Genomic DNA, 23,594 nt, shown 5'->3' with positions numbered 1-23,594 from the left:
CGAGCTGGCACTGGAGGGCTGCCTGGCCCGCCTGGCGGCGTTGCGGGTGACCTCGGGAGCCTGAGGCCGCGGGCCACCGCGGAACTGGTGCTCGACCGGGTACGGGTTCCCGCCTCGGCCATGCTCGGGCACCGCTCCACGGGCCCGGCGTCCGGCCCGCCCGACCCCTCTGCTCCCTCTCACTCTGTGCCCTTTTCACTCTGTGCAGTTGTCAAGGTGCGCCACGCGGCGCGGGCTCCGGCTTCTCCGTACACCCCGACCTGGCTCCGCCCTGCCCGGCCGCGTATCGAAAGGATGTCCGCAATTACTCAGCGTGACACTCGCTTGGCGAGTTCTCGCCAGGTCGCGCCTCCGAAATTCGGGACATAGCCTCCCCATGTGACGCGAATACCCACCCGGGTGACCCTCGCCGTGCTCCTCGCGGCCGCGTGGCCTGCTCTGCCGCTCGGCCCCTTCCCGGCGGCGGCCCCGGGCCTGGTGGCCGGGAGCGCGGCGGCCGCGCCCGCCCGGGCCGTGGCACCCGCGGACGACCCCGTCACCCTCTCCCGCGACGGGCAGATCACCGACCGGGCCGGTGCCCTCGGCGACCGCCGCGCCGAGGCCGTCCGGGCACTCGACCGGCTGTACGCCGCCGACCGGATCCAGCTCTTCGTCGTCTATGTACGCGACTTCTCCGGCCGGACCCCGCAGGAGTGGACCGACGCCACCGCCCGCCGCAACGGACTCGGCACCGACGACCTGCTGCTCGCCGTCGCCACCCACGAACGCCAGTACGCCTACTGGGCACCCGTCGCGTCCCCTCTCACCGACGCCGGGCTCGCGGAGGTCGCCCGGACCGCGATCGAACCCCCGCTGCGCGGAAACGACTGGGCGGGGGCCGCCGTCGGCGCCGCGGACGGCTATGCGGCACTGCTCGCCGGACAGCCCGTACCGACTCCGTCGGTCGTCCCGGGCGACCCCGATCCCGGCACCGCGCCCGCCGGGACCGGTGCGGGGGATCTCGTACTGCCGGTGGGAGTGGCGATCGCCGTCGGCGGGGTCGCCGCCTACGCCGCCTCGCGCCGCAGGCGCCGTACCGCCACCCGTACCACCCCGCAGGGCGGCCGGGAGGGATGGAGCAGCGCTCCGGATGCGGCGGCCGGTCCCCCCACGGCGGAGCTGGACGCGCGGGCCCGGCAGGCGCTCGTCGGCGCGGACGACGCACTGCGGACCAGCCAGGAGGAGCTCGGCTTCGCCACGGCCCAGTTCGGCGAGGCCGCGGCGGAACCCTTCGCCGCCGCCGTCGCCTATGCCAAAGGGGAGCTGACCGCGGCGTTCAGACTGCGCCAGCAGCTCGACGACGCGCATCCGGAGGACGACGCCACCCGGCGGCGGATGCTGGAGGAGATCCTCACCCGCTGCGCGGACGCGGACCGGAAGCTGGACGCCGAATCGGAGGACTTCGACCGGCTGCGCGATCTGGAGCGCAACGCTCCGGAGGCACTGCGGACGGCGGACGAGCGGTTCGCCGAACTGAACGGACGGCTCCTGTCCACCGACGCGGCGCTGGCGGTGATGCGAGAGCGGTACGCGCCGTCCGCGGCCGCCCCCGTTACGGGCGACGCGGCGGCGGCCGGGGACCGGTTGGTGTTCGCGAAGACCGCCGCGGACCGGGCCAGGACCGCGCTCGGCGCCGGTGAGAATGCCACGGCGGCCGTCCAGATCCGGGCCGCGGAGGGCGCGCTGTCCCAGGCCGGCCTGCTTATCGAGGGGGTGGACCGGCGGGCCCGGCAACTCGCGGAAGCGGTCGGCGCGCTGCCGGGCGCGCTCACCGAGACCGACAGCGACCTGGCGGAGGCGCGCGGAGTGCTCGACGGTACCGGGGGCGGGGCGTCGACGGCCGGGCTGCGGGGGCGGATCGCCCGCGCCGAGACCGTGGCGGCCGAGGTGCGCCGGGAGATGGAGGCCGGACCCTACGACCCGATCGACGCGCTGCGGCGGGTGGAGGAGGCCGACGCGGCGCTGGACGAGGCACTGGCGGGGGCGAGGGCCGACGAGGAGTCGGCGCGACGGGCCCGGTCCCTGCTCGGGCAGGCGACGCTCGGGGCCCGGGCCGCCGTCGAGGCCGCCGCCGACTACATCGCCACACACCGTGGAGCGGTCGGCAGCCCCGCCCGGACCAGACTGGCGGAGGCGGAGCGGCGGCTCGCGCTCTCGGCGGAACTGGCGGCGGGACCGTCGGGGCCGGCCGAGCCGGCCGGGAACGCCGGGGCCGCGGGGACGGAGCAGGTGGGTCAGGCGGCGCAGGCGGACGCCCGGGCCGCGCTCGGCGAAGCCCAGCGGGCGGACGGCCTGGCGAGGGAGGCGCAGCGCCTCGCGGAGGAGGACGTCCGCGGATTCGGGAACCCGTTGGGCCCGGGCGGTGTAACAGGGGCAGGAAGCGCGGGAGGCGGTCTCGGCGGAGCGGTGCTCGGCGGGATTCTCCTCGGCGGACTGTTCGGCGGGGGAAGGGGCGGTGGTCATGGTTCGGGAGGGTTCGGTGCCGGCGGGTTCGGCGGCGGGGGATTCGGCGGCGGGTTCGACGGAGGGCCGGGCCGGTTCGGCGGCGGGGGCACCCGAGGCCGGATGGGTGGTGGGCGCTTCTGAGTGTTTCCGCCGGTCCAGGGCGGTCCGGCGGCTTTCCCCGGGCTCGTTCGCCACACCGCCCCCGATGTCCGCCGGGCCTTCCGGGCCCGCTGATCCCCCGTTTCCCCCCAGCCCTCCCGGGCTGTCCGGCTCCGCAAAGGAGAAGCGCGATGACGAAACAGACCATCCTCGGCCGGGTCACCCAGCTGGCCAAGGCGAACATCAACGCCCTGCTCGACCAGGCCGAGGACCCCGAGAAGATGCTCGACCAGCTGATCAGGGACTACGCCAACAACATCAGCGACGCGGAGCAGGCGATCGCCGGCACCATCGGCAATCTGCGGCTGATGGAGCAGGACCACCAGGAGGACGTCGCGGCCGCGGCGCAGTGGGGCGAGAAGGCACTCGCGGCCAGCCGGAAGGCGGACGAGCTGCGGCCCTCGGGGCAGAGTGCCGAGGCGGACCGGTTCGACGAACTGGCCAGGGTGGCCCTCCAGCGTCAGCTCCGTTCCGAGCAGGAGGCGAAGACCGCCGAGCCGGTGATAGCCGCACAGACCGAGGTCGTGGAGAAGCTGAAGTCGGGTCTCGGCGAGATGAAGGAGAAGTTCTCCCAGCTCCAGGCCAAACGGGACGAGCTGGTGGCCCGGTCCCGTACGGCCGACGCGCAGAACCGGATGCTGGACGCGGTGAAGAGCATCGACGTCCTGGACCCGGCGAGCGAGCTGGGCCGGTTCGAGGACAAGGTACGCCGGGAGGAGGCCCGGGCGCTGGGCAAGCAGGAGCTGGCCGCCTCGTCCCTGGACTCCCAGTTCGAGCAGCTCGACGGTCTGGGGGACACGGCGGAGGTGGAGGCCCGGCTGGCCGCGCTGAAGGCAGCTTCCTGACGGTCGCCGCCGCGCTGCTCCGGTTTCGTACGGTGCTTCTCGTGCTGTGTGCGCTTCTGGTGCGTTTCGTCCCGCTCGTATCCGGGCGGGGCGCGGGCCGCGGGTCAGAACATGCTCAGCAGCTGTTCCACCGTGGGCTCGGCCGTGCCTTCGCCCGGGAGGGCGAGTTCGAACCAGACCGTCTTGCCCCGGGGGGTCCGCCGGGAGCCCCAGGCCGCGCTCAGCAGGCCGACGAGCTGGAGGCCTCGGCCTCCTTCGTCGGTGTCCCGGGCCCGGCGGCGGCGCGGCTGGACCAGACCGCCGTCCCAGACCTCGCAGACCAGGGTGCGATCGCGCAGCAGCCGGAGCCTGATCTCGCCCTCGCCGTAGCGCAGTGCGTTGGTCACCAGCTCGCTCACCAGCAGCTCGACGGTGTCGACCAGGGCTCCGAGGCCCCAGGAGTCCAGCTGGCAGCGGGTCAGCTCGCGGGCGCGCCCGACGGACCGGGGTTCCCGGGGCAGCTGCCAGTCGCCGACGGCGTCGTCGGGGAGTCCCTGGACGCGGGCCATGAGAAGGGCGATGTCGTCCTCGCCGTGGCGGGTGTCGAGCGTGTTCAGGACGTGGTCGCAGATGTCCTCCAGCGACCGCGGCAGGGCGGCGCGTACGGCCGGGGCGGGCAGTTCCGGACCGGGGGCGGGGACGGCGGGTCCGGGGGCGGGGACGGGGACGGCGGGTCCGGTGGGCCGGGTCCGGCCGGGCGGGGCCGGGCGGCGGGACGGCAGCGGGCGCCCGGCGGGCTGGGCCGGGCCGGGGACGCCGGAGGAAGCGGGCCCGGGGCGGAGGTGTCCGGGGTAGGCGGGCGGCTCCTGCGGGCCGGGGTTGCCCTGGGGCCGGGTCGGGCCGGTCAGGGCGGTGCGGAAGGCGGTCAGGCCCTCGTCGAGGTGGTGGTCGCGGGATTCGACGAGTCCGTCGGTGTAGAGCGCGAGGAGCGCTCCTTCCGGGAGTTCGACCTCGACCTCTTCGAAGGGTTCGCCGCCGACACCGAGGGGCATCCCCGGCGGGACGTCCAGCAGCAGCGCCTCCTCGCCGGGTTCGACGAGGACGGGCGGCAGATGGCCGGCGTTGGCGAAGGTGCAGCGGCGGGTCACCGGGTCGTAGACGGCGTAGACGCAGGTCGCGAGATAGACCTCGGCGAGATCGGCCTCACGGGATTTGTGGGCCACCCGGGTGCCCTGCTGGGTTCCGCTGGGGCCGCCGAGGCCCCGGGCGATCTCGTCGAGGGCGGAGAGCACCTCGGCCGGTTCCAGGTCGAGGAGTGCCAGGGTGCGGACGGCGGTGCGCAGTTCGCCCATGGCCACGGCGGCCCGCAGTCCGCGTCCCATCACATCGCCGACGACGAGGGCGGTGCGGTGGCCGGGCAGTTCGATGACGTCGAACCAGTCGCCGCCGACCTCGGTGGCGGTGTTTCCGGGCAGATAGCGGCAGGCGATGTCCAGTCCCGCGGCCTCGGGGTCGCCCGGGGGGAGCAGGCTGCGCTGGAGGATGAGGGCCCGCTCGTGCTCGCGGCGGTAGAGGCGGGCGTTGTCGATGCAGACCGCGGCCCGGGCGGCGAGTTCGACGGCGAGGGCCCGGTCGCGTTCGCCGAAGGGTTCGCTTCCCTTGGTCCGGGAGAACTGGACGAGTCCGACGACGGAGTCGTGCGCCACCATCGGGACGGCGAGGGTGGACCGGACGAGACTGCCTTCCTTGCCGGGGATGTGCTGGACCCGGGCGGTGCGGAGGGCGTCGGAGCACGGGGAGTTGGCGCTGTAGCGGTGGACCTCACCGACCTCGGTGGGGGTCTCGCCGCGGGTGCCGCAGCCCGGGGTGGTGATCAGCGGGGCGTCGGAGACGGCGCTGGCGAAGGCGACACGGCGCAGTGCTCCTCCGGAGCCGTCGGCACCGGAGGCGTCCCAGGGTCCCCGGGTCTCGTCGTCCCCGCTGAGCAGCGACTGGTAGAGGTCGACGGACGCCAGGTCGCAGAAGCCGGGGACGGCGACGCCGAGCAGTTCCCTGGCGGTGGTCTCCAGGTCGAGGGAGTTGCCGATACGGGCACTGGCCTCGTTGAGGAGGGCGAGGTTGCGGCGGGCGCTGGCGGCTTCGCGGGCGGCCACGTGCCGACGGGTCACATCGGTGCCGATTCCGGCCACTCCGATGGTCCGGCCCGTACCGCTGTGGACGCGGTAGAGGTTGATGGACCAGTGGCGGCGCTCGGGGCTGTGGGGCGGCGCGCCGACCAGCTGGAGGTCGATCGCGGGCTCCCCGGTCAGCAGGACCCTGCGCAGCGACGCGGTCATCCGGTCGGCCTCGGGCCGGGAGAGGTAGTCGTGGACGGTGCGGCCGCGGTGGTCCTCGGCGGCACCGCCGAAGACGGTCGCGAAGCGCTGATTGGCCCGCTGGACGCGGAGATCGGTGCCGAAGAGGAGAAAGCCGAAGGGCGATTGGCCGAATATCGCCTCGGAGGCGGCGAGGTCCGTCTCGATGCGGCGGAGCGCACGGACGTCGACGACGATGCAGAGGGCGGCCCGTTCCCCGGTCTCCGTCTCGCTGGGCATGACATAGACCTCGGCGAGGCCGTTGATCCGGGAGGTGTCGGGGGCGCCGGTGCCCGCGGGGGTCCGGAAGGGCACCAGGCCCGTCCATTCCTTACCGTCGAGTATCTCCTTGACCTGCCGGTGGCCGCGAGGGCGCAGCTCGGCGGGGAGGAGGACCTCGATCGGGTCCCGGCCGCGGACCTCGGACGCGGTGAGGCCGAAGAGGTCGGCGGCGCGATGGCTCCACTGGTCCACCAGCCCGTCCGGACCTATCGAGAAGGAGGCAGCCCTGATGTAGTCGTAGATCGAGCCAGGCGGGCTGCTCTGCCATACGACATCGCCCGTCGTCCCAGATATCTCGCTCACGCGACCGTCCCCTCCAGCTCACCGCACCGGACCGGCCATGACCGCAGTATTCAGCACTACGGCTCCGACGCACACGGCGTTCACGATCACAGCACGGTCTCGTTCATTTTGCGCCGTCCGAGCCGTGATCGTTGTCCCTTCACACTTTTAACCAGCAAGTGACAGCTCGAACCACACAGTCTTGCCCGTCAATCCGCGTCTGGTCCCCCAGCGGCGGGCGGTTCCGGCGACCAGTTGCAGTCCGCGTCCGCTTTCGTCGTCCGGTGCGGCGGTCCGCGCGACGGGCGGGTCGGGCAGCGGATCGGAGACCTCGACCAGGAGGGAGGGCGGGTTCTCGCCGGGTTCGTGGCAGGCGAGCCGGACCCCGATGGGGCCGGAGGCATAACGCAGGGAGTTGGTGACGAGTTCGCTCACCAGGAGCACCGTCACATCACTGACGCCGTGGTCGAGGCCCCAGTCGCGGAGGGTGTCCCGGACGGCGTGCCGAGCGGAGCGTACGGCGTCGGGCTCGGCGGGAAAGGTCCATTCGGCGCAGGCGCCGTCGATGTCGATCACGCCGCTCACTCCCGGACCAGCAGCAGATCCACGTCCCATTCGGGTGGCTACAACACCACATACCCGAATCGCGCCCGGAGATACCCGTTTTCGTAGGGTTGAGGGTTATTTATCCACTTATAGGAGCATCTTTGACGCGAACGGCCCAGCGACGGCCCACGGGACCGTCGGCCGGTGCCATCAGGCGGCCGTGTCAGGGGACGACTGTTCACGCAGCAGACGTGCCGCCTCGGCAACGGCCGGGCGGTCCTGGTCCAGCCAGTCCACGGCATCCGTCTCGTCGGGGCCGAGCCACCGCAGGGCGTCGTGGTCCTCCAGCGGGCGGGGTTCGCCGGACAGCAGCCGGACGGTCCACACCCGGAGCACATAGCCGGGCTTCAGCGGCCATTCACCGGGGATACGGTCCAGGGGCTCCGCCACCACGCCCAGCTCTTCGCGCAACTCGCGCACCAGCGCGTCCTCGGGGCGCTCGCCGGGCTCGACCTTGCCTCCGGGCAGCTCCCAGCGCCCGGCGACCTCCTCGGGGGCGCTGCGGCGCGCAGCCAGCAGCCGCCCCCGGTCCAGCAGTGCTCCGGCGACCACGACACGATCAGGATCCGTCATGCGCCGGAGCGTACCTCCGTCGGCCGTCAGCGCACCGAGCCCTCGGCCCGCTCCACCGAATACAGCTGCCGATGGCCCTTGGCGTCGAGCTGGTCGACCATCTTCCGGGCCTCGTCCTCCGTGGCGTACCGGCCGACGCGGTAGCGATTGCCGTTGTCGTCCTGGCGTATGACGAGCCAGGAGAGCGCAGCGCTGCCGTCGCTCATCGCACCCCTCCCCCGATGGGTCCGCAGGACTGAGAAGTTCGAGAAGATCCCCGGGAAACCGCATTATGCATATGCCGGAGCCTACGCCTGACCTTCACTCAGCGCATACGGATTTTCACAAAGAGATAGGAAAGAGGTCCGGCGGCACCCCGGCCGCCGCATCGCCGCGCACGGCGACGCCCCCCGTCCGTATCCGCTCCGTCCTATGCCCGCTGCGCACCGCGGATAACCGTGCCGCGGGCAGGATCCTCCGGAGCGGGGCCGCGGCGGCGGGCGGCCGTCATCTCACGGGCAGGTGGTAAGCGACCCGGAACCGATCCGCCGGTACGACAATATCCGCGGTTTCCACAGGCCGGCCGGACGCGTAGTAGGTACGGGCCACCACCATGACGACATGACCCGGCACACCTCCCAGCGTCAGCAGCTCGTCGGCGAGCCCCGGCCGGGCGCCGACCTCCTCGCTCACATTGTCGACGACGATATCGATGGCGGCCATGCGTTCGACGACCCCGCAGCCGCCGAGCGGCCCCTCCTCCGGGAGCATCACGGGGGTCCGGCCGGTGACATCGAGGGGCTCCCAGGAAGTGGAGAGCATCATCGCCTCACCCCGCTCCCGGAAGACATAGCGGGTGCGCATCACCCGGGCGCCGACCGGGACGCCCAGCCGGGCCGCGGTGCCGACGTCCGCCGCCTCCTGCTCGCTCCGGGATTCCCAGGTGCCCTGGGCCCCGGCGGCGGTCTGTTCCTGCCGGAAGGGGTTGGCCCCGGAGGGCGGACGGAAGCCGGACCGGGAGATCCGGCGCGGCACCGGCCGCTCCCGCACATAGGTGCCCGAGCCCGAGCGCCCCTCGACCAGCCCCTCGGCCATGAGCACCTTGCGCGCCTCCAGCGCGACGGTGTCGGAGACGCCGTACTCCTCCCGGATCCGGGCCTGGGAGGGCAGACGGGTATGCGGCGGCAGCGTGCCGTCGACGATCTTCCGGCGGAGGTCGCTCGCCACGCGAAGATAGGCCGGCTGCTCACCGATGGCCACGAACCACTCCCAACCACACCCGCACACAGGGAAAGACAGCGACAGACGGCAACAGCCTGACAACGGGCGCTTGTCGCCCGCAACCAAGGGCCAAAGCTTTACTCTCCGGCAACAATTGGCGGAACGTAAGAGACCGGTTTTCCCCTCGACCAGCGTTTTACGGCTAGGCATTGACCTTAATGGTCCAGACCAATAGCGTCCTGTGCTGCACGACGCCCGTTCACGGAAGATCCTGGCGCGGGTGCGCGCCCCCGCGCGCCCGGCCCACGGGACTACGCACAGGAAATGAGCCCCCCATGCGTCGAAGAAACCTTGTCCGGACGGCTGTTGCAGCCGCATCCCTCTCGCTCATGGCCACGCTGGCGCCCGCCGCCGTGGCGTCCGACGACCGCGATGACGACGACCGTCGCTCGTACAAGCGCATCGGCTACTTCACCCAGTGGGGCATCTACGGCCGCGACTTCCAGGTCAAGGATCTGGACACCAGCGGTCAGGCTGCCGAACTGAGCCACGTCAACTACGCCTTCGGGAACGTCAGCCCCGACGGCAAGTGCATGATCCAGGGGCCGGCGGGTCAGGCCGACCCGTGGGCCGATTACCAGCGCGGGGTCTCCGCCGCCGAATCGGTGGACGGGGTCGGGGACACCTGGGACCAGAAGCTCGCCGGTAACTTCAACGAGCTGAAGGAGCTCAAGGCCAAGCACCCCGGGATCAAGAACATGATCTCCCTCGGGGGCTGGAGCTGGTCGACGCACTTCTCCGACGCGGTGCTCACGAAGGAGAAGCGCGAGGCGTTCGTCGCCTCCTGTATCGACATCTACATCAAGGGCAACCTGCCCGTGGACGGCACCCGCGGCGGCGCGGGGGTGGCCGCCGGTGTCTTCGACGGCATCGACCTCGACTGGGAGTGGCCCGGTTCGTCGGGCGAGGACGACACGATCTACCGTCCCGAGGACAAGAAGAACTTCACCGCGGTGGTGCGGGAGTTCCGCAAGCAGCTCGACGAGTACGCCAAGAGCCAGCCGCGGCAGAAGGACGGCAAGCGGAAGCACTACGAGCTCTCGGCCTTCGTACCGACGGCGCCCGCGAAGATCGACGCCGGCTTCGAGGTCAAGAAGCTGATGAAGGACTTCGACTTCGTCAACCTCCAGGGCTACGACTTCCATGTGTCCGGTGAGAAGACCACGGCACAGCAGTCCGCGCTCTACGCCAAGAACGACTTCAGCGTCAGCCAGACCGTGAACGACTGGCTGCGCCGCGGTGCCCCCGCCCACAAGCTCGTGGTCGGCATGCCCGCGTACGGCCAGGGCTGGACGGGCGTCACGGGCGGCGGCGACGGCATGGGGCAGCCTGCCCAGAAGCCCGCTCCGGCGAAGTACCAGGCGGGCTACGAGGACTACAAGGAGCTGAAGAAGCTGGCCGACTCCGGCCAGTACAAGGTCTACCGGAAGTACGGTCAGGCTTGGCTCTTCGACGGCAACACCCTGTGGACGTACGACGACCCCCAGGTGCTGCGGGCCAAGGCCGACTACATCCGTGACAAGGGCCTGGGCGGCGCGATGTTCTGGTCCCTCGACGGGGACACCGCGGACGGCGAGCTGATGCGGACGGTCGCCCGAGAGCTGCCGCGCCGCTGACCGAGCGGGGCGCGGACCGGGCAGGGGCCGGGAAGCGTCCTTGGAGGAGACCGGTGTCCGGGGGCTGTCGGTGGCTCTCGGGACCGGTCTCCTCTCCCGTGCGGGACCGTTGCCCGGCCTCGCACGCGAAGGCCCCCTGTTCCCGGCCGGGAACAGGGGGCCTTCGTCCGTCCGCGGGACCGGATCACGGTGCGCGCGGGGCCCGCCGCCGGGCGGCGGGGAGCACGGCCGGACCGGTCAGACGCGCTCGTCGTCCGGAACGGGCTCCGTGGTCGACAGCTTCAGCGCCTGGCGGATGGTCTTCTCCGTCCTCACGTCCAGCGCGGCCTCGGCCTCGAACACGTGCTCCCAGAAGGTGTCCTCGTCCTTGGCCTTGGCCGCCTTGTCCCAGGCGGCACGCGCCTTGTCGAACTGGCCCGCCCGCTTGACCACGGCGGCACCCGCGGCACCCGGCCAGGTGTGGCCGCGCAGACCGGCGGTGGCCTCCCCCATCGCGGAGGCGGTCGCCTTGGCCCAGGCCAGATGCCCCTGCACGGCCTCCGGGTAGTCCTTCTCGGGCTCCTGGTAGCCGGCCCGCAGCACCTTGTTCTCGGCCGTCAGATAGGCGATCTGGTCCTTGTCGAGACCGCCGGCGTCGCGCCGGATGGATCCGGTCGTCTTCCGGCCGTTCTCGGTGGCGTAGCCGCAGCTGACCCGGCGGTCGCCGGAGTTCCAGCTCTCCTTGGTCGGGATGTAGTAGTACCCGCTCATGGTCGCGGGGATCGCCCAGGCGTCCATCGCATAGGCGGTGTCGACGTCGTCGCAGCGCCGCTCGGCGAGGGGCTCCAGGACCTTCTCACCGGGGAAACCGTCAAAGCCGGTGATCTTGAATCCACCGGTGATCTCGGCCTCGTGGGGCTTCGCGCAGTCGACGACCTGGATCTCCGAGACCTCGGCGCCGTCGCCGTTCCCGCTGCCGGGCAGGTTGTAGCAGTCACCCTTCTTCAGGTCACCGACGGTCTGGTACGACGCGGCCTCGTCGGCGGCCTTCTCCACCTCGTCCCAGAAGTCACTCGCGGCACCGGTTGCGAAGAACAGTCCGATCAGCAGGGTGGAGGCGGCGGAGAGCGCGATGCCCGAGATCGCCATGCCCTTGCCGCGCTGTCCCTTCTTCTTGATCTGCCGGAGCGCGACCGCGCCGAGGATCATGCCCAGCGGTGGCATGCAGCAGACGACTCCGGAGACGAGCGCCGCGATGGAGAAGCCGTTGGTCGAGGGCGGCGCGGGCGGCGCCGGATAGCCGGGGAACTGCTGATACGGGTGGTACGCGGGATGCGAGCCGGCCCGGCCCGGGACGGGCTGCCCGAAGGGCGCGAACGGACCGGGCTGCCCGGGGTGACCCGAGGGCACCGGCTGTCCCGGCGGACCGGACGGGGCCGGCTCACCGGCGGGTCCCGGCTGCTGCCACTCCCCGTGCGGCGCGGGGGGCCCGGCGGGCCCGGACGGTTCCTGGGCCCGTTCGGCCCGGTCCCGTCCGAACGGGCCGGGCTTGGCAAAGGGATCGCCTGCCGCGGCGGGCGGTGCGCTCGCGGCCGGACCACCGGGCTGCCCGGACACCTGCTCCTGGCCCGGTGCCGGCTCCGGGGTGCGGTCCCCCGGCTGCTGCTCCGGCCCTGGCTGCTGCTGCGATGGGTCCACGGAAGTGATGCTCTCCTCATCAGGGGGTGCGCCGGACTCGTCCGGTTTCCGGCATGCGTCAGGCCGGGTGGGGTGCGGGAATCGAGCGCGGGAGGCTGAAATCGTACAAACATCCCGGGGCTGTTGATACAGCGGGGCGTGATCGCAGGTCATCGGGGACTATTCCGTTACGGGCCGGAGCCCGGGCCACTCCCCGTCTCCCGTTCCGGTACCGCCGGCCTGCCGCTCGCGTGGCGCACCGCCCCGTCCTCACGGAGGATCCTGTGCATGAACCGCCCCCGCCCGAAGACCACCGTGGTCAATCTGAAGGGCCATCGCGACGACCCGGCGTACGCGGACGTCGTCTATGTGGGCCGCCCCATGAACCGCGGCGGCTGGCATCTGCCCGGCTCGCCCCTGGCCAGCCCCTTCCGCCCCGGCCCCGACGGCACCCGGGAGGAGGTCCTGACCGCCTACCGCGCGCATCTCCTCTCCCGCCCCGATCTCCTCGCCCTGCTCCCGCCCCTGCGGGGCCACCGGCTCGGCTGCTGGTGCCTGCCCGAGAGATGCCATGCGGAGGTCATCGCGGAGCTGGCCGACGCGGGTCGCGGAGAGTCTTCGCCAGAAGCGGGGAAGGGACCCTCCTGACGGCCGGAATCGCTAGGGCTCGCCCATGACCGCACTGCCTGACTGGATGCGCCCGCCACGCGCGGAAGGCTGGTTCGCGGAGGATCTGGACAGTCTCCCCGAGGCACCGCGCCACACCGAGCTGATCGACGGAGCACTCGTCTTCATGATGTCGCCCCAGAGGTGGTGGCGCGGCCACCTCGTCACCATGCTCACGGTCGCACTCATGGAGCAGGTGCCTGCCGACACCAGAGTCGGGCGCGAGATGACCATCAAGCTCGACCCGCGCAACCGTCCCGAACCGGACCTTCTCTTGACGACCGCCGACTTCGACGGCGACCGCACCTGGTTCTCGCCGGAGGACGTCCAGCTCGTCATTGAGGTCGTCTCGCCCGAGTCAGCCCATCGCGATCGCACAGTAAAGCTCCGGAAGTACGCGGAAGCCGGGATCCCGCACTACTGGCGCATCGAGGACGAGGACGGGGCACCCGTCGTCCATGTCTACGAGCTCGACGAACCCACCGGCGCCTACGCGCCCGCCGGAATCTTCCGGGGTACCCTCCGGCGCCCGGTGCCGTTCGATATCGAAGTGGACCTCGACAGCCTCACACCGCAACGACCGGCGGGCGGCACGCCGGGGCGGTGACGGCGGAGGGGCCGGGCTCCGGCGAGCCCGACCCTTGCCGGTGGTACGCCCGACCAGGATTCGGCGCAGAGTACGCGTATGACTACACGTTGAAGCGAAATCTGTAGTACAGAGCTCCCACCTGCGGAAACGCACCTGTTGAAGATCGCACCCAGCACAGATCCAGCACCGTCGCGGTTTACCCGGCACCTCCGAACATCCATGAGCATTGTGTACACATGCAACACTCGGTACGCTTGAGCGCATGACACAGCCACTGCCCATAGAGTCCATCCGCGATGTCCGGGCGCATCTGGCCGAGGTCGTGGAGCGAGCCGACCGGGACGATGTACCCACCGTGATCACCCGGCGCGGCAAGCAGGTCGCCGCCGTCGTCTCCATCGAGGTGCTGCGCAAGTACCAGGAGTGGGAAGAGCGCGAGATCAACCGCATCATCGACGAGCGGATGGCCAACCCGGCACCCGGCATCCCGATCGAGGACGTCATGAGGGAGACGCTGGCGCGCAGTGAATGAGTACCGCACCGTCTTCCGACCCGAGGCTCAGGCCGAGCTCCGCAAGGTCCCGCGGGACATGGCCCTCCGCATTCTGGCGAAGCTGACCGAGCTGGAGACCGACCCCCTGGGGTTCAACACCACCGCCCTCGTCTCCCAGCCCGACCGCCGCCGCCTACGGGTGGGCGACTATCGCGTGGTCTACACGATCGACAACGGCGAGCTGGTGGTGTGGGTGGTACACGTCGGGCATCGCTCCACTGTCTACAGCACCTGAACACTGCTGACATCAGGTCAGAATATCCAGCACCGATCCAGCACGGGATCGACGAAGGGGTTGAGCTCCTAGCAGCCCAACCCCTTCTGATCAGCATGGTTGCCACGTCAGCGACGTGGCGCTATTTCATCCGCTCAGACGTTGAACCGGAACTCGACGACGTCGCCGTCCTGCATCACGTACTCCTTGCCCTCCATCCGGGCCTTGCCCTTGGCGCGGGCCTCGGTGACGGAGCCCGTTTCGACCAGGTCGGCGAAGGAGATGACCTCGGCCTTGATGAAGCCCTTCTGGAAGTCGGTGTGGATGACTCCGGCGGCCTCGGGGGCGGTCGCGCCCTTCTTGATGGTCCAGGCCCGGGATTCCTTGGGGCCGGCCGTCAGATAGGTCTGGAGGCCGAGGGTGTCGAAGCCGACGCGGCCGAGGGTGGCGAGGCCGGGCTCCTCCTGGCCCATGGACTGGAGGAGTTCGAGGGCCTCGTCGTCGTCCAGCTCGATCAGCTCGGACTCGATCTTGGCGTTGAGGAAGATCGCCTCGGCGGGGGCGACCAGGGCCCGCTGCTCGTTCTTGAAGTCCTCGTCGACCAGCTCGTCCTCGTCCACGTTGAAGACGTAGAGGAAGGGCTTGGTCGTCAGCAGGTGCAGCTCGTGGAGGAGGTCGCCCTGCTCGGTGCCCTTGCTGATGCCCGCGGAGAACAGGGTCCGGCCCTCTTCGAGGATCTTCTGCGCCGACTCGACGGCGGCGAGGACCGCGGCCTTCTCCTTCTGGAGGCGGGCCTCCTTCGTCAGCCGGGGCACCGCCTTCTCGACGGACTGGAGGTCGGCGAGGATCAGCTCGGTGTTGATCGTCTCGATATCGTCGGCGGGCGAGACCTTGCCGTCGACATGGACGACGTTCTCGTCCTTGAAGGCCCGGATGACCTGGCAGATCGCATCGGACTCCCGGATGTTCGCCAGGAACTTGTTGCCCAGGCCCTCGCCCTCGCTCGCACCCCGGACGATGCCCGCGATATCGACGAAGTCGACCGTCGCCGGCAGGACGCGCTGGGAGCCGAAGATCTCCGCCAGCTTGGTGAGCCGGGCATCGGGAACCCCGACCACACCGACGTTCGGCTCGATGGTGGCGAACGGGTAGTTGGCCGCCAGCACGTCGTTCTTGGTCAGGGCGTTGAACAGGGTCGACTTGCCGACATTCGGCAGGCCGACGATTCCGATCGTGAGCGACACGGTGACGACTTCCTGGGTGGGTGAGCGGGAGGGGCCGGCCGAGGTCGTGCTCCGGGCACGGCTGATCCCCCAGTCTACGGTCCGCACGATCCGTGCCGCGACGAGCCCGGGAGGGACCCGGGGAAGGGTGAGGAACGGCTCCGGGACGGCCGGGGAGCGCGGTCGGCCACGGCGGTACGCGGCCCCCGGACAGCACGGTCCGCCGGGAGCGGGCTGTCCCGGGCCGGGGGCTCCTGGGGCTCCCGGGGCGGGTGGGGAAAACGGAGCCGGTGCGGCCCGGGGCGTCTCCGGGGCCGGACAAACGTCCCGAGGCGGCTGGTGGAGTCGAACTCTTCGCCAAGGTCATCCAAAGGGCGTGTCCTGTAGCGGATTCCGCCCCACTCCCGACCTACGTTGTTCGGGTGGAGCAGCCAAGGACGAGTCACCCCCAGCGCCGCAGGCGGCCGCAGGCCCCCCTTTCCCCGGGTCCGCTCTCCCCGCAGAGCGCCCTCGCGGACCGTCCCGTCCTGTACGGAGTACGGCCCGCGCCCCCGGCGCGCCCCGCGCCGCCCTTCGCCCAGGTGCTGCGCAGACTGCCCGCGCCCCGGCTCACCGGACTGGGCGCGGGGCTGTTCGCGCTGGTCACGATGGTGCTTGTCGGTTCGCTCGACTGGCTGCTGTTCGACGGCTCCGCCCTGGTCTACGGGCTTCTCTTCCTGCCGGTCTGCGCCCTGACCGCGCTCTGGGTCCGCGAGGCCGACCTGGTGACCGCCCCCATCAGCGTGCCGATCGCCTTCGCCGCGGGCATCGTCCCCATCTCGGGTGGCGAGGGCGGGCTCGGCGGCCAGGTCATGGCCGTGGTGACAGCCCTCGCCGTGCACGCGGGCTGGCTGTACGGCGGGACGCTCGTCGCGGGCGTGATCGCGTCCCTGCGGAAGGTGCGGCATATGAGCCGCCGCAAGCGCCGGACGCGTACGGCCCCGGTGGGGCCGACCGGTCAGACGGGACAGGCAGGGCAGGTGGGGCAGGTGGGGCAGGTGGGGCAGGCAGGTCCGGCGGGCCAGGCGGGTCCGGCGGGCGCGCCGCCGGCCGGCCGCCGGTAGCCTCCCGCCGGGACCCGGACCGCGAGCGGGCCCGGGCCCGGGAAGCCGCCGGTGCCGGGCCGGAGCCCAGGGCCCGGGAAACCGCCCGGGCCGGGCACCGCCGCGGAAACGGAAGCCGCGGAAGCGGGAAACGTCAAGCGACAGCGGTGGCGCGTCAGTGCCGGGGCGCTGTCGAGCAGGCCATCGCCGCGCCCACGATGCCCGCGTTGTTCTGGAGCCGGGCCGGGACGATCTCCGCGCGGATGCCTTCGATCAGCGGCAGGAACTTCTCCGCCTTGCGGGACACCCCGCCCCCGATGATGAACAGCTCGGGCGAGAACAGCATCTCCACATGGGCCAGATACTTCTGCACCCGGCGCGCCCAGTGCTGCCAGGAGAGGTCCTCGTCCTCCTTGGCCTTGGTGGAGGCATGGGTCTCGGCGTCCCTGCCGTGCAGCTCCAGATGGCCCAGCTCGGTATTGGGCACCAGACGCCCGTCGGCGAAGAGGGCCGAGCCGATGCCCGTACCGAAGGTCAGCATCATCACCGTGCCGTTGCGGCCGCGCCCGGCGCCGAAGGTCATCTCGGCGACCCCGGCCGCGTCCGCGTCGTTGAGCACGGTGACCGCGCTGCCGTTCAGCCTGCCGCTGAGCAGCGCGGCCGCGTCCGTATCGATCCAACCCTTGTCGACATTGGCGGCGGTACGGGTGACACCCCCGGTGACAACACCGGGGAAGGTGATCCCGACCGGCCCCGTCCAGCCGAAGTGCCGCACCACCTCGGCGACGCCGTCCGCGACCGCGTCGGGCGTCGCCGGGTGCGGGGTCAGTACCTTGTGGCGCTCTTCCGCCAGGTCCCCGCGGTCGAGGTCGACGGGCGCGCCCTTGATGCCGGATCCACCGATGTCCACTCCGAAGACGTTCATGGGGACCACGTTACGGGCACCGGAAGCACGTCACCCGGCAGCCGCGGCACCGCCCCGGGCCATCAGTTCGGCCGCCTCGGCCCGCAGGTCCCGGCGCAGCTCCTTCGGGAGCGAGAAGGTGATCGACTCCTCCGCCGACTTCACCAGCTCCACATCCTCGAATCCGCGCTGCGAGAGCCACTCCAGCACGCCCTCGACCAGGATGTCCGGTACCGAGGCCCCGGAGGTGAGGCCGACCGTCGTCACACCCTCCAGCCAGGCCTCGTCGATCTCCTCGGCGAAGTCGACCAGATGGGCGTCACGGGCGCCCGCGCCGAGCGCGACCTCGACCAGCCGGACCGAGTTGGAGGAGTTCTTGGAGCCGACGACGATCACCAGATCGGCCTCGGCGCTCATCTGCTTGACCGCGATCTGGCGGTTCTGCGTGGCGTAGCAGATGTCGTCGCTCGGCGGCGAGATCAGCTGGGGGAACTTCTCCTTCAGCTTGTCGACGGTCTCCATGGTCTCGTCGACGGAGAGGGTGGTCTGGGAGAGCCAGACGACCTTCGACTCGTCGCGTACGGACACCTTCGCCACATCGTCCGGGCCGTCGACCAGGGTGATGTGGTCGGGGGCCTCGCCGGAGGTGCCGATGACCTCCTCGTGGCCCTCGTGGCCGATGAGGAGGATGTCGTAGTCCTCGTTGGCGAACCGGACGGCTTCCTTGTGGACCTTGGTGACCAGCGGGCAGGTCGCGTCGATGGTCGCGAGCCGGCGCTCCGCGGCCTCGTCGTGGACGACGGGCGAGACACCGTGCGCCGAGAACATCACGATGGAGCCCTCGGGGACCTCCGCCGTCGCTTCGACGAAGATCGCGCCCTTCCGCTCCAGGGTCTGAACGACGTACTTGTTGTGGACGATCTCGTGGCGGACGTAGATCGGCGAGCCGTACTGCTCGATGGCCTTTTCGACGGCGATCACGGCACGGTCCACACCCGCGCAGTAGCCACGGGGGGCGGCGAGGAGGACGCGACGGGCCGGAGGCGTAGCACTCATGCCCCCCATCGTAAGGCGGAGCAGAAGAGGCGGAGGATCACCGCCCGGGGGAAGACTGTTCCCGATCACGCGTCGGCGGTGCCACGGCCGTGCGGGGGTGCGTGCGCGGGAGGACGGAGTGCCGATGGCGGACAGTACGAACAGTGCGGACGGACCGGGCGGACCCGGCAGGCCGGGCGGTCCGGGCGGTCCGGATGTTCCCGGTGCGGCGGACGGTCCTGGCGTTCCGGAGTCGAGGGCCGGTGCCGAGGGCGGCGAGCTGCGGCGGACCCTCGGATTCCGCGATCTGGTCGTCTACGGTCTGCTCTTTATCGCCCCCATGGCGCCGGTCGGCGTCTACGGCACCCTCGACGCCAAGTCGCACGGCGCGGTGGCCCTGGTCTACGCGGTGGCCACGGTCGCGATGGCCTTCACCGCCGTCAGCTACGCGCAGATGGTGCGGGTCGCCCCGCGGGCCGGTTCGGTCTTCACCTACGCCACCAAGGGCCTCGGCCAGGGCCCGGGATTCATCGCGGGCTGGATGGCGATGCTGGACTATCTGCTGATCCCGGCGGTCGCCTATCTGTTCTCGGGGATCGCGATGGAGGCGCTGGTGCCCTCCGTGGACCGGTGGATCTGGACGGTGCTCGCGGTCCTGGTGACCACCGCGCTGAACCTCTGGGGCGTCCGGCCCGCGGCCCGGGTCGGCTTCGCGGTGCTGGTCATGGAGATCGTGGTGCTGCTGGTGTTCGTGGTGTCCGCGGTGGTGGTGCTGGCACGGGACGGCGCGCAGCGCGGCTGGCTCTCGCCGCTCACCGGCGATCTGGGCTTCTCGATGACGGCGGTGCTGGGTGCGGTCTCGGTGGCGGTGCTGTCGTATCTGGGGTTCGACGCGATCGCCTCGTTCGCGGAGGAGGTGACCGGCGGCTCCCGGAAGGTGGCGCGGGCGGTGCTGTTCTGCCTGGCCGTGGCCGGGGTGCTGTTCTTCGTGCAGACATATTTGGTGGCGCTGCTGGAGCCGCTGTCGTCGGCCGAGCTGGCGGCCGCACCGGAGAAGCAGGGGGCCGCCTTCTACGACGCGGTGGACACCTCCGTGGGCACCTGGCTGCACGATCTGATCGCGGTGAGCAAGGCGATCGGCGCGGCCTTCGCGGCGCTGGCGGCGCAGGCCGCGGCGGGCCGGCTGCTGTTCGCGATGGCCCGGGACCGGCGGCTGCCGCGCGGGCTGGCCCGGACCGACGCCGGGACACCGCGGGTGGCACTGCTGGTGGCGGCGGTGATCTCACTGGTCGCGGCGGTGTGGGCGGCCCGGCAGGCCAACGGTCTCGGCGATCTGGTGTCGGTCGTGGACATCGGGGCGCTGACGGCGTTCGTCCTGCTGCACGCGAGCGTGGTCGGCTGGTTCGTGGTGCGCCGGATGGAGGGCCCGCCGGACCGGCTGCGGCATCTGGTGGTGCCGGTGGTGGGGGCGGTGATCCTGATCGCGGTGATGGTCGAGGCGGCGACCGCGGCGCAGGTGGTGGGTGTGGTCTGGCTGGGCGTGGGGCTGGTGGTGCTGGCGGTTCGCTGGGAGCGGCCGGGAGAGCTGTGACGCCCCGGACGGGGCGGTGGGCCGTACCACCCGTGCCGTACGACGTGCGCCGTACGCCCCGTGCCGTCCGGCCCGTCCGTCGTACGGGGCCGGCCCGTGGCCCGGCGCGTACGAGCGGGCCCGCCCCGCGGGATGCGGGGCCGGGCGGCCCGGGCGGCGTGGCCTCCGGGGCGCGGCCCGTACGGGCGGCAACGCGGGTCACGTCGTGGACGCCCGCTGTCACACCCGGCCGTTACGCTCCCCCGTATGGCTCTCAACACGTCCCCGGAGGCCCCCCTGCCGGTGGGGCAGGTCTCACGGCTGATCGGGGGGTGGATCGACCGGCTCGGCGCGGTCTGGGTGGAGGGGCAGATCACCCAGCTGAACCGGCGCCCGGGGCAGGGCGTCGTCTTTCTGACCCTGCGCGATCCCGCCCATGACATCTCGGTGAGCGTCACCTGCTTCCGGCAGGTCTACGACGCGGTCGCGGATGTGGTGTCGGAGGGCGCGCGGGTCGTCGTGCACGCCAAGCCGGAGTGGTACGCGCCCCGGGGCCAGCTCTCGCTGCGCGCGGTGGAGATACGGCCGGTCGGCATGGGCGAGCTGCTGGTGCGGCTGGAGCAGCTGAAGCGGTCGCTGGGGGCGGAGGGGCTGTTCGCTCCGGAGCGGAAGAAGCCGCTGCCCTTCCTGCCGCACCGGGTGGGTCTGGTCTGCGGCCGGGCGTCGGCCGCCGAGCGGGATGTGCTGGAGGTGGCCCGGCGGCGGTGGCCCGCGGTCCGTTTCGAGGTGCGCAACGCGGCCGTGCAGGGCGTCCACGCGGTGACGCAGGTCGTCCAGGCGGTCAAGGAGCTGGACGACCATCCCGAGGTCGATGTGATCGTGGTGGCCCGCGGCGGCGGCAGCGTGGAGGATCTGCTGCCGTTCTCGGACGAGCGGCTGGTGCGGGTGGTGGCAGAGTGCCGTACGCCGGTGGTGTCGGCGATCGGCCACGAGCCGGATTCCCCGCTGCTGGACCTGGTCGCCGATCTGCGGGCCTCGACCCCGACCGATGCGGCGAAGAAGGTCGTCCCGGATGTCGGCGAGGAGCTGGAGCGGGTACGCCAGCTGCGGGAACGGGCCCTCCGTACGGTCCGGGGGCTGCTGGACCGCGAGGAGCGGGGGCTCGCGCACACCCTGGGGCGCCCTTCGATGCAGCGTCCGCAGCGGATGGTGGACGAGCGGGCGGCCGAGCTGGACGCACTGACCGCGCGCGCCCGCCGGGTGCTGGGCCATCTGCTGGACCGGGCCGATTCGGAGCTGTCGCACACCTGGGCCCGGGTGGTGTCGCTCTCTCCCGCCGCGACCCTGGAGCGGGGGTACGCGGTGCTCCAGTCCGCCGACGGCACTGTGGTCCGCTCACCGGACGACGTGGCCGACGGGGACGGGCTGCGGGCCCGGGTGGCGGAGGGCGAGCTGTCGGTACGGGTGACGGGGCGCGGGGCGCCGTAGCGCCATCGCGGCGGGCCGGGCGCCCGTGCGGACCCGCGCGGGCCGGGCGCCCGCCGTCCGCCGCCGAGGGGACCGCCGGGGCGGAAACGGAACCCTGGAGGGCACCGGGCCGTACGCCCGCAGAACGACCCGGCCGCCGGAAGCGGACGGCACCGGGAACCAGGACAGGAACAAGGAACGCGAGGGACTCATGGCCGCGAAGAGCGACGGCACCGACAGCAACGACGGCAGCAACGGCAGCAACGGCACCGGGGGAACGGCCGAGGCGGCCGGGAACGCGACGGAGGCGGAGGCGGCGGCCTCCGAGCGGGCCGCGCTCGGCTACGAGCAGGCGCGCGACGAGCTGATCGACGTCGTCCGCAGGCTGGAGGCGGGCGGGACGACGCTGGAGGAGTCTCTGGCGCTCTGGGAGCGCGGCGAGGAGCTGGCGAAGGTCTGCCGCCACTGGCTGGAGGGTGCCCGGGCCCGGCTGGACGCCTCCCTGGCCGCGCACCAGGCCGAGGAGCCTCCGGCGGGCGCATAACGGCAGGGCGGCAGGGCGGTCCGGCTCCCGTCCGGGCCCTCGCCCGGGGCTCCGGCCGCGGTGGGCGGATACGGCTCGGCCGGGCGGCCCTTCCGGGCCGGGTACGGCGGCTCCGCGGCTCGCCCCTGCCGAGCGGACGGGCACCCGCGGCCCTGCGCCGCCGCACAGCACCGGGCAGGCGGCGCCCGCAGCCGGGCGGCGTCGTGCCTGCCGGGACGGGCTCCGACACAGGCGGACGCGTCCGGCCCACAGGCGGGCGGCCACGTGCATGGCGGGCCGGGCTCCGGTACAGGCGGACGCGCGCCCGGCCCCCGCCCCACCCGGGCCGGAGCCCAGACCCTGTCCATCACCGGGTGCGCACCAACCCGGCCGGGCACGAACCCGCGCACCCCAGAGCCCGCATCCCGCACCCCGCGCCGCACGCCCCGCGGCGGACGGATGCCCGGTGGACAGCCCCCGTCCGGCCTCGCCCGGAGGCACGGGCCCGGGCCCGCACCGCCCGGTGGCGGCGGGAGCCGGGAGCAGGCCTTCCGGCCGCAGGCCCGAGGAAGCCGCAGGGCCGGGGAAGCCGCAGGCCCCCGCCCTCCGGGCGGACGGCGCTGTCTTGCGGACAACACGCCCGGGTCCGTCACCGGCCGTGCCGCCCTCCTCCTGCGCCCCGGGCGGGAATCTCCGGCTCGCCCGGGCAGAAACCGGCCCGGGAGCCCCACCCCGCCCCGACGGCGGAAGCCCGGCAGGAACCCCGCCCCACCTGCGGCGGGGCGTACCTTCGCCCACCCCTGGCCACCCCCGGAGGGATATGCGGTGGCTCACACTCCGCATTTAGTTGAAATTTAATCTATTGCGCTACGGTTGGACCCTCCGTACTTCCCCCACGGATCGCACCGGAAGGTTCCCCACGCATGCCCCTCACCCTTGACCCCACCGCCCAGGACCTGCTCTTCCGCCAGGCCCGTACCGCGAACGCCTTCACCGGGGAGCCGGTGAGCGACGAGCTGGTCCAGGAGATCTACGAGCTGGTGAAGTTCGGACCCACCGCGTTCAACCAGACCCCGCTGCGGATCGTCCTCGTCCGCTCCGAGGAGGCCCGCGCCCGGCTGCTGCCGCTGATGTCCGACGGGAACCGCGAGAAGACCGGCGCGGCCCCGCTGGTGGCCGTGCTCGCCGCCGACAACGAGTTCCACGAGGAGCTGCCCGGGCTGCTCCCCCACTTCCCGCAGGCCAAGGACCTCTTCTTCGCCGAGCGCCCGGTCCGCGAGCAGTCCGCGGGCATGAACGCCGCGCTCCAGGCCGCGTACTTCATCCTCGGGATCCGGGCCGCCGGTCTGGCGGCCGGGCCGATGACCGGCTTCGACCACGCGGGCGTCCAGAAGGAGTTCCTGGACGGCGACCACACCCCGCTGATGATCGTCAACATCGGGCGGCCCGCCGCCGAGGGCGGGTTCCCCCGCTCCCCGCGGCTGGGCTACGACTCCGTGGTGACCTCCGTCTGATCGACTCGGCCGTAATCACGGCCGAGCACCGCAGAGCATGAAACAGGGCCGCCGCACCCGTCCGAGGCTCTCCACGATCCGCCGGGCCTACGAGATCGCCGCGGGCGACCCCAACTTCCAGGCCACCGACGACTGCACCGTGGTCCTCAAGTACCTGC

Annotated in this window: 21 protein-coding genes and 1 pseudogene; 13 read left to right on the top strand and 9 right to left on the bottom strand. The window is 71.9% G+C overall.

Annotated elements, in window-relative coordinates:
- From ACWDR0_RS29985 to ACWDR0_RS29975, 3 genes and pseudogenes are all read left to right on the top strand, one after another.
- A pseudogene (locus tag ACWDR0_RS29985) lies at positions 1-144 on the top strand (acyl-CoA dehydrogenase); the annotation flags it as partial.
- A gap of 234 nt (positions 145-378) precedes the next feature.
- A complete protein-coding gene (locus ACWDR0_RS29980; protein WP_456354943.1) occupies positions 379-2,625 on the top strand; it encodes a TPM domain-containing protein in 2,247 nt (748 codons plus the stop codon).
- Between the two features lie 149 nt (positions 2,626-2,774).
- Entirely contained in the window at positions 2,775-3,488 is a 714-nt protein-coding gene (locus ACWDR0_RS29975) for a PspA/IM30 family protein (protein WP_456354942.1), read from the top strand.
- A 104-nt stretch (positions 3,489-3,592) separates the two neighbouring features.
- Here ACWDR0_RS29975 and ACWDR0_RS29970 read toward each other — a convergent pair whose 3' ends face one another.
- The 5 genes from ACWDR0_RS29970 to ACWDR0_RS29950 all read right to left on the bottom strand — a co-directional run bounded on the left by ACWDR0_RS29970 (position 3,593) and on the right by ACWDR0_RS29950 (position 8,803).
- A complete protein-coding gene (locus ACWDR0_RS29970) occupies positions 3,593-6,406 on the bottom strand; it encodes a SpoIIE family protein phosphatase (RefSeq protein WP_456354941.1) in 2,814 nt (937 codons plus the stop codon).
- Positions 6,407-6,553: 147 nt separating this feature from the next.
- Positions 6,554-6,970 carry an ATP-binding protein gene (locus ACWDR0_RS29965; protein ID WP_456354940.1) on the bottom strand — a complete coding sequence of 139 codons (417 nt, stop codon included), beginning with the start codon at positions 6,968-6,970 and terminating at the stop codon, positions 6,554-6,556.
- Positions 6,971-7,141: 171 nt separating this feature from the next.
- Positions 7,142-7,564, bottom strand: coding sequence for a (deoxy)nucleoside triphosphate pyrophosphohydrolase (locus ACWDR0_RS29960; RefSeq protein WP_456354939.1), 423 nt, complete (start codon positions 7,562-7,564; stop codon positions 7,142-7,144).
- A 26-nt stretch (positions 7,565-7,590) separates the two neighbouring features.
- Positions 7,591-7,770, bottom strand: coding sequence for an SPOR domain-containing protein (locus ACWDR0_RS29955; protein WP_456354938.1), 180 nt, complete (start codon positions 7,768-7,770; stop codon positions 7,591-7,593).
- 280 nt (positions 7,771-8,050) lie between these two features.
- Positions 8,051-8,803 carry a GntR family transcriptional regulator gene (locus ACWDR0_RS29950; protein ID WP_456354937.1) on the bottom strand — a complete coding sequence of 251 codons (753 nt, stop codon included), beginning with the start codon at positions 8,801-8,803 and terminating at the stop codon, positions 8,051-8,053.
- Between the two features lie 296 nt (positions 8,804-9,099).
- Here ACWDR0_RS29950 and ACWDR0_RS29945 point away from each other — a divergent pair, with 296 nt between their 5' ends.
- Positions 9,100-10,440 (top strand): glycoside hydrolase family 18 protein, encoded by a 1,341-nt coding sequence (locus ACWDR0_RS29945; RefSeq protein WP_456354936.1) that lies wholly within the window; start codon positions 9,100-9,102, stop codon positions 10,438-10,440.
- Between the two features lie 237 nt (positions 10,441-10,677).
- Here ACWDR0_RS29945 and ACWDR0_RS29940 read toward each other — a convergent pair whose 3' ends face one another.
- On the bottom strand, positions 10,678-12,117 hold the full coding sequence (locus ACWDR0_RS29940; RefSeq protein WP_456354935.1) for a DUF4190 domain-containing protein: 1,440 nt from the start codon (positions 12,115-12,117) through the stop codon (positions 10,678-10,680).
- A gap of 267 nt (positions 12,118-12,384) precedes the next feature.
- On the opposite strand from ACWDR0_RS29940, the gene ACWDR0_RS29935 reads away from it, so the two are divergent.
- The 4 genes from ACWDR0_RS29935 (at position 12,385) to ACWDR0_RS29920 (ending at position 14,139) form a co-directional block, all read left to right on the top strand.
- Positions 12,385-12,744 carry a DUF4326 domain-containing protein gene (locus ACWDR0_RS29935; protein WP_456354934.1) on the top strand — a complete coding sequence of 120 codons (360 nt, stop codon included), beginning with the start codon at positions 12,385-12,387 and terminating at the stop codon, positions 12,742-12,744.
- Between the two features lie 25 nt (positions 12,745-12,769).
- Entirely contained in the window at positions 12,770-13,369 is a 600-nt protein-coding gene (locus ACWDR0_RS29930) for a Uma2 family endonuclease (protein ID WP_456354933.1), read from the top strand.
- 244 nt (positions 13,370-13,613) lie between these two features.
- Positions 13,614-13,883 carry a type II toxin-antitoxin system Phd/YefM family antitoxin gene (locus ACWDR0_RS29925; protein ID WP_161367966.1) on the top strand — a complete coding sequence of 90 codons (270 nt, stop codon included), beginning with the start codon at positions 13,614-13,616 and terminating at the stop codon, positions 13,881-13,883.
- Positions 13,876-14,139 carry a type II toxin-antitoxin system RelE family toxin gene (locus ACWDR0_RS29920; protein ID WP_456354932.1) on the top strand — a complete coding sequence of 88 codons (264 nt, stop codon included), beginning with the start codon at positions 13,876-13,878 and terminating at the stop codon, positions 14,137-14,139. The genes ACWDR0_RS29925 and ACWDR0_RS29920 overlap by 8 nt, the downstream gene beginning before the upstream one ends.
- A 134-nt stretch (positions 14,140-14,273) precedes the next feature.
- Here the strand turns inward: ACWDR0_RS29920 and ychF are convergent, their stop codons facing one another.
- Positions 14,274-15,362, bottom strand: a complete 1,089-nt coding sequence (gene ychF / locus ACWDR0_RS29915; RefSeq protein WP_456354931.1) for a redox-regulated ATPase YchF — start codon at positions 15,360-15,362, stop codon at positions 14,274-14,276.
- Positions 15,363-15,763: 401 nt separating this feature from the next.
- On the opposite strand from ychF, the gene ACWDR0_RS29910 reads away from it, so the two are divergent.
- The gene (locus ACWDR0_RS29910; protein ID WP_456354930.1) at positions 15,764-16,444 is read left to right on the top strand and encodes a DUF6542 domain-containing protein; all 681 of its coding nucleotides are present in this window, start codon (positions 15,764-15,766) and stop codon (positions 16,442-16,444) included.
- 154 nt (positions 16,445-16,598) lie between these two features.
- Here the strand turns inward: ACWDR0_RS29910 and ppgK are convergent, their stop codons facing one another.
- On the bottom strand, positions 16,599-17,348 hold the full coding sequence (gene ppgK, locus ACWDR0_RS29905; RefSeq protein WP_456354929.1) for a polyphosphate--glucose phosphotransferase: 750 nt from the start codon (positions 17,346-17,348) through the stop codon (positions 16,599-16,601).
- 30 nt (positions 17,349-17,378) lie between these two features.
- Positions 17,379-18,392, bottom strand: coding sequence for a 4-hydroxy-3-methylbut-2-enyl diphosphate reductase (locus tag ACWDR0_RS29900; RefSeq protein WP_456354928.1), 1,014 nt, complete (start codon positions 18,390-18,392; stop codon positions 17,379-17,381).
- 115 nt (positions 18,393-18,507) lie between these two features.
- Here ACWDR0_RS29900 and ACWDR0_RS29895 point away from each other — a divergent pair, with 115 nt between their 5' ends.
- From ACWDR0_RS29895 to ACWDR0_RS29880, 4 genes are all read left to right on the top strand, one after another.
- A complete protein-coding gene (locus ACWDR0_RS29895) occupies positions 18,508-19,953 on the top strand; it encodes an APC family permease (RefSeq protein WP_456354927.1) in 1,446 nt (481 codons plus the stop codon).
- 246 nt (positions 19,954-20,199) lie between these two features.
- The gene (gene xseA, locus ACWDR0_RS29890) at positions 20,200-21,420 is read left to right on the top strand and encodes an exodeoxyribonuclease VII large subunit (RefSeq protein WP_456354926.1); all 1,221 of its coding nucleotides are present in this window, start codon (positions 20,200-20,202) and stop codon (positions 21,418-21,420) included.
- 190 nt (positions 21,421-21,610) lie between these two features.
- Positions 21,611-21,943 (top strand): exodeoxyribonuclease VII small subunit, encoded by a 333-nt coding sequence (locus ACWDR0_RS29885; RefSeq protein ID WP_456354925.1) that lies wholly within the window; start codon positions 21,611-21,613, stop codon positions 21,941-21,943.
- A gap of 902 nt (positions 21,944-22,845) precedes the next feature.
- Positions 22,846-23,436, top strand: a complete 591-nt coding sequence (locus ACWDR0_RS29880) for a malonic semialdehyde reductase (RefSeq protein ID WP_456354924.1) — start codon at positions 22,846-22,848, stop codon at positions 23,434-23,436.
- Positions 23,437-23,594: the final 158 nt, after the last annotated feature.

The organism is Streptomyces sp. NPDC003691, assembly GCF_053981115.1.
The sequence above is the reverse complement of the archived record's forward strand: the minus strand, read 5'-3'. Positions and strand labels throughout refer to the sequence as shown.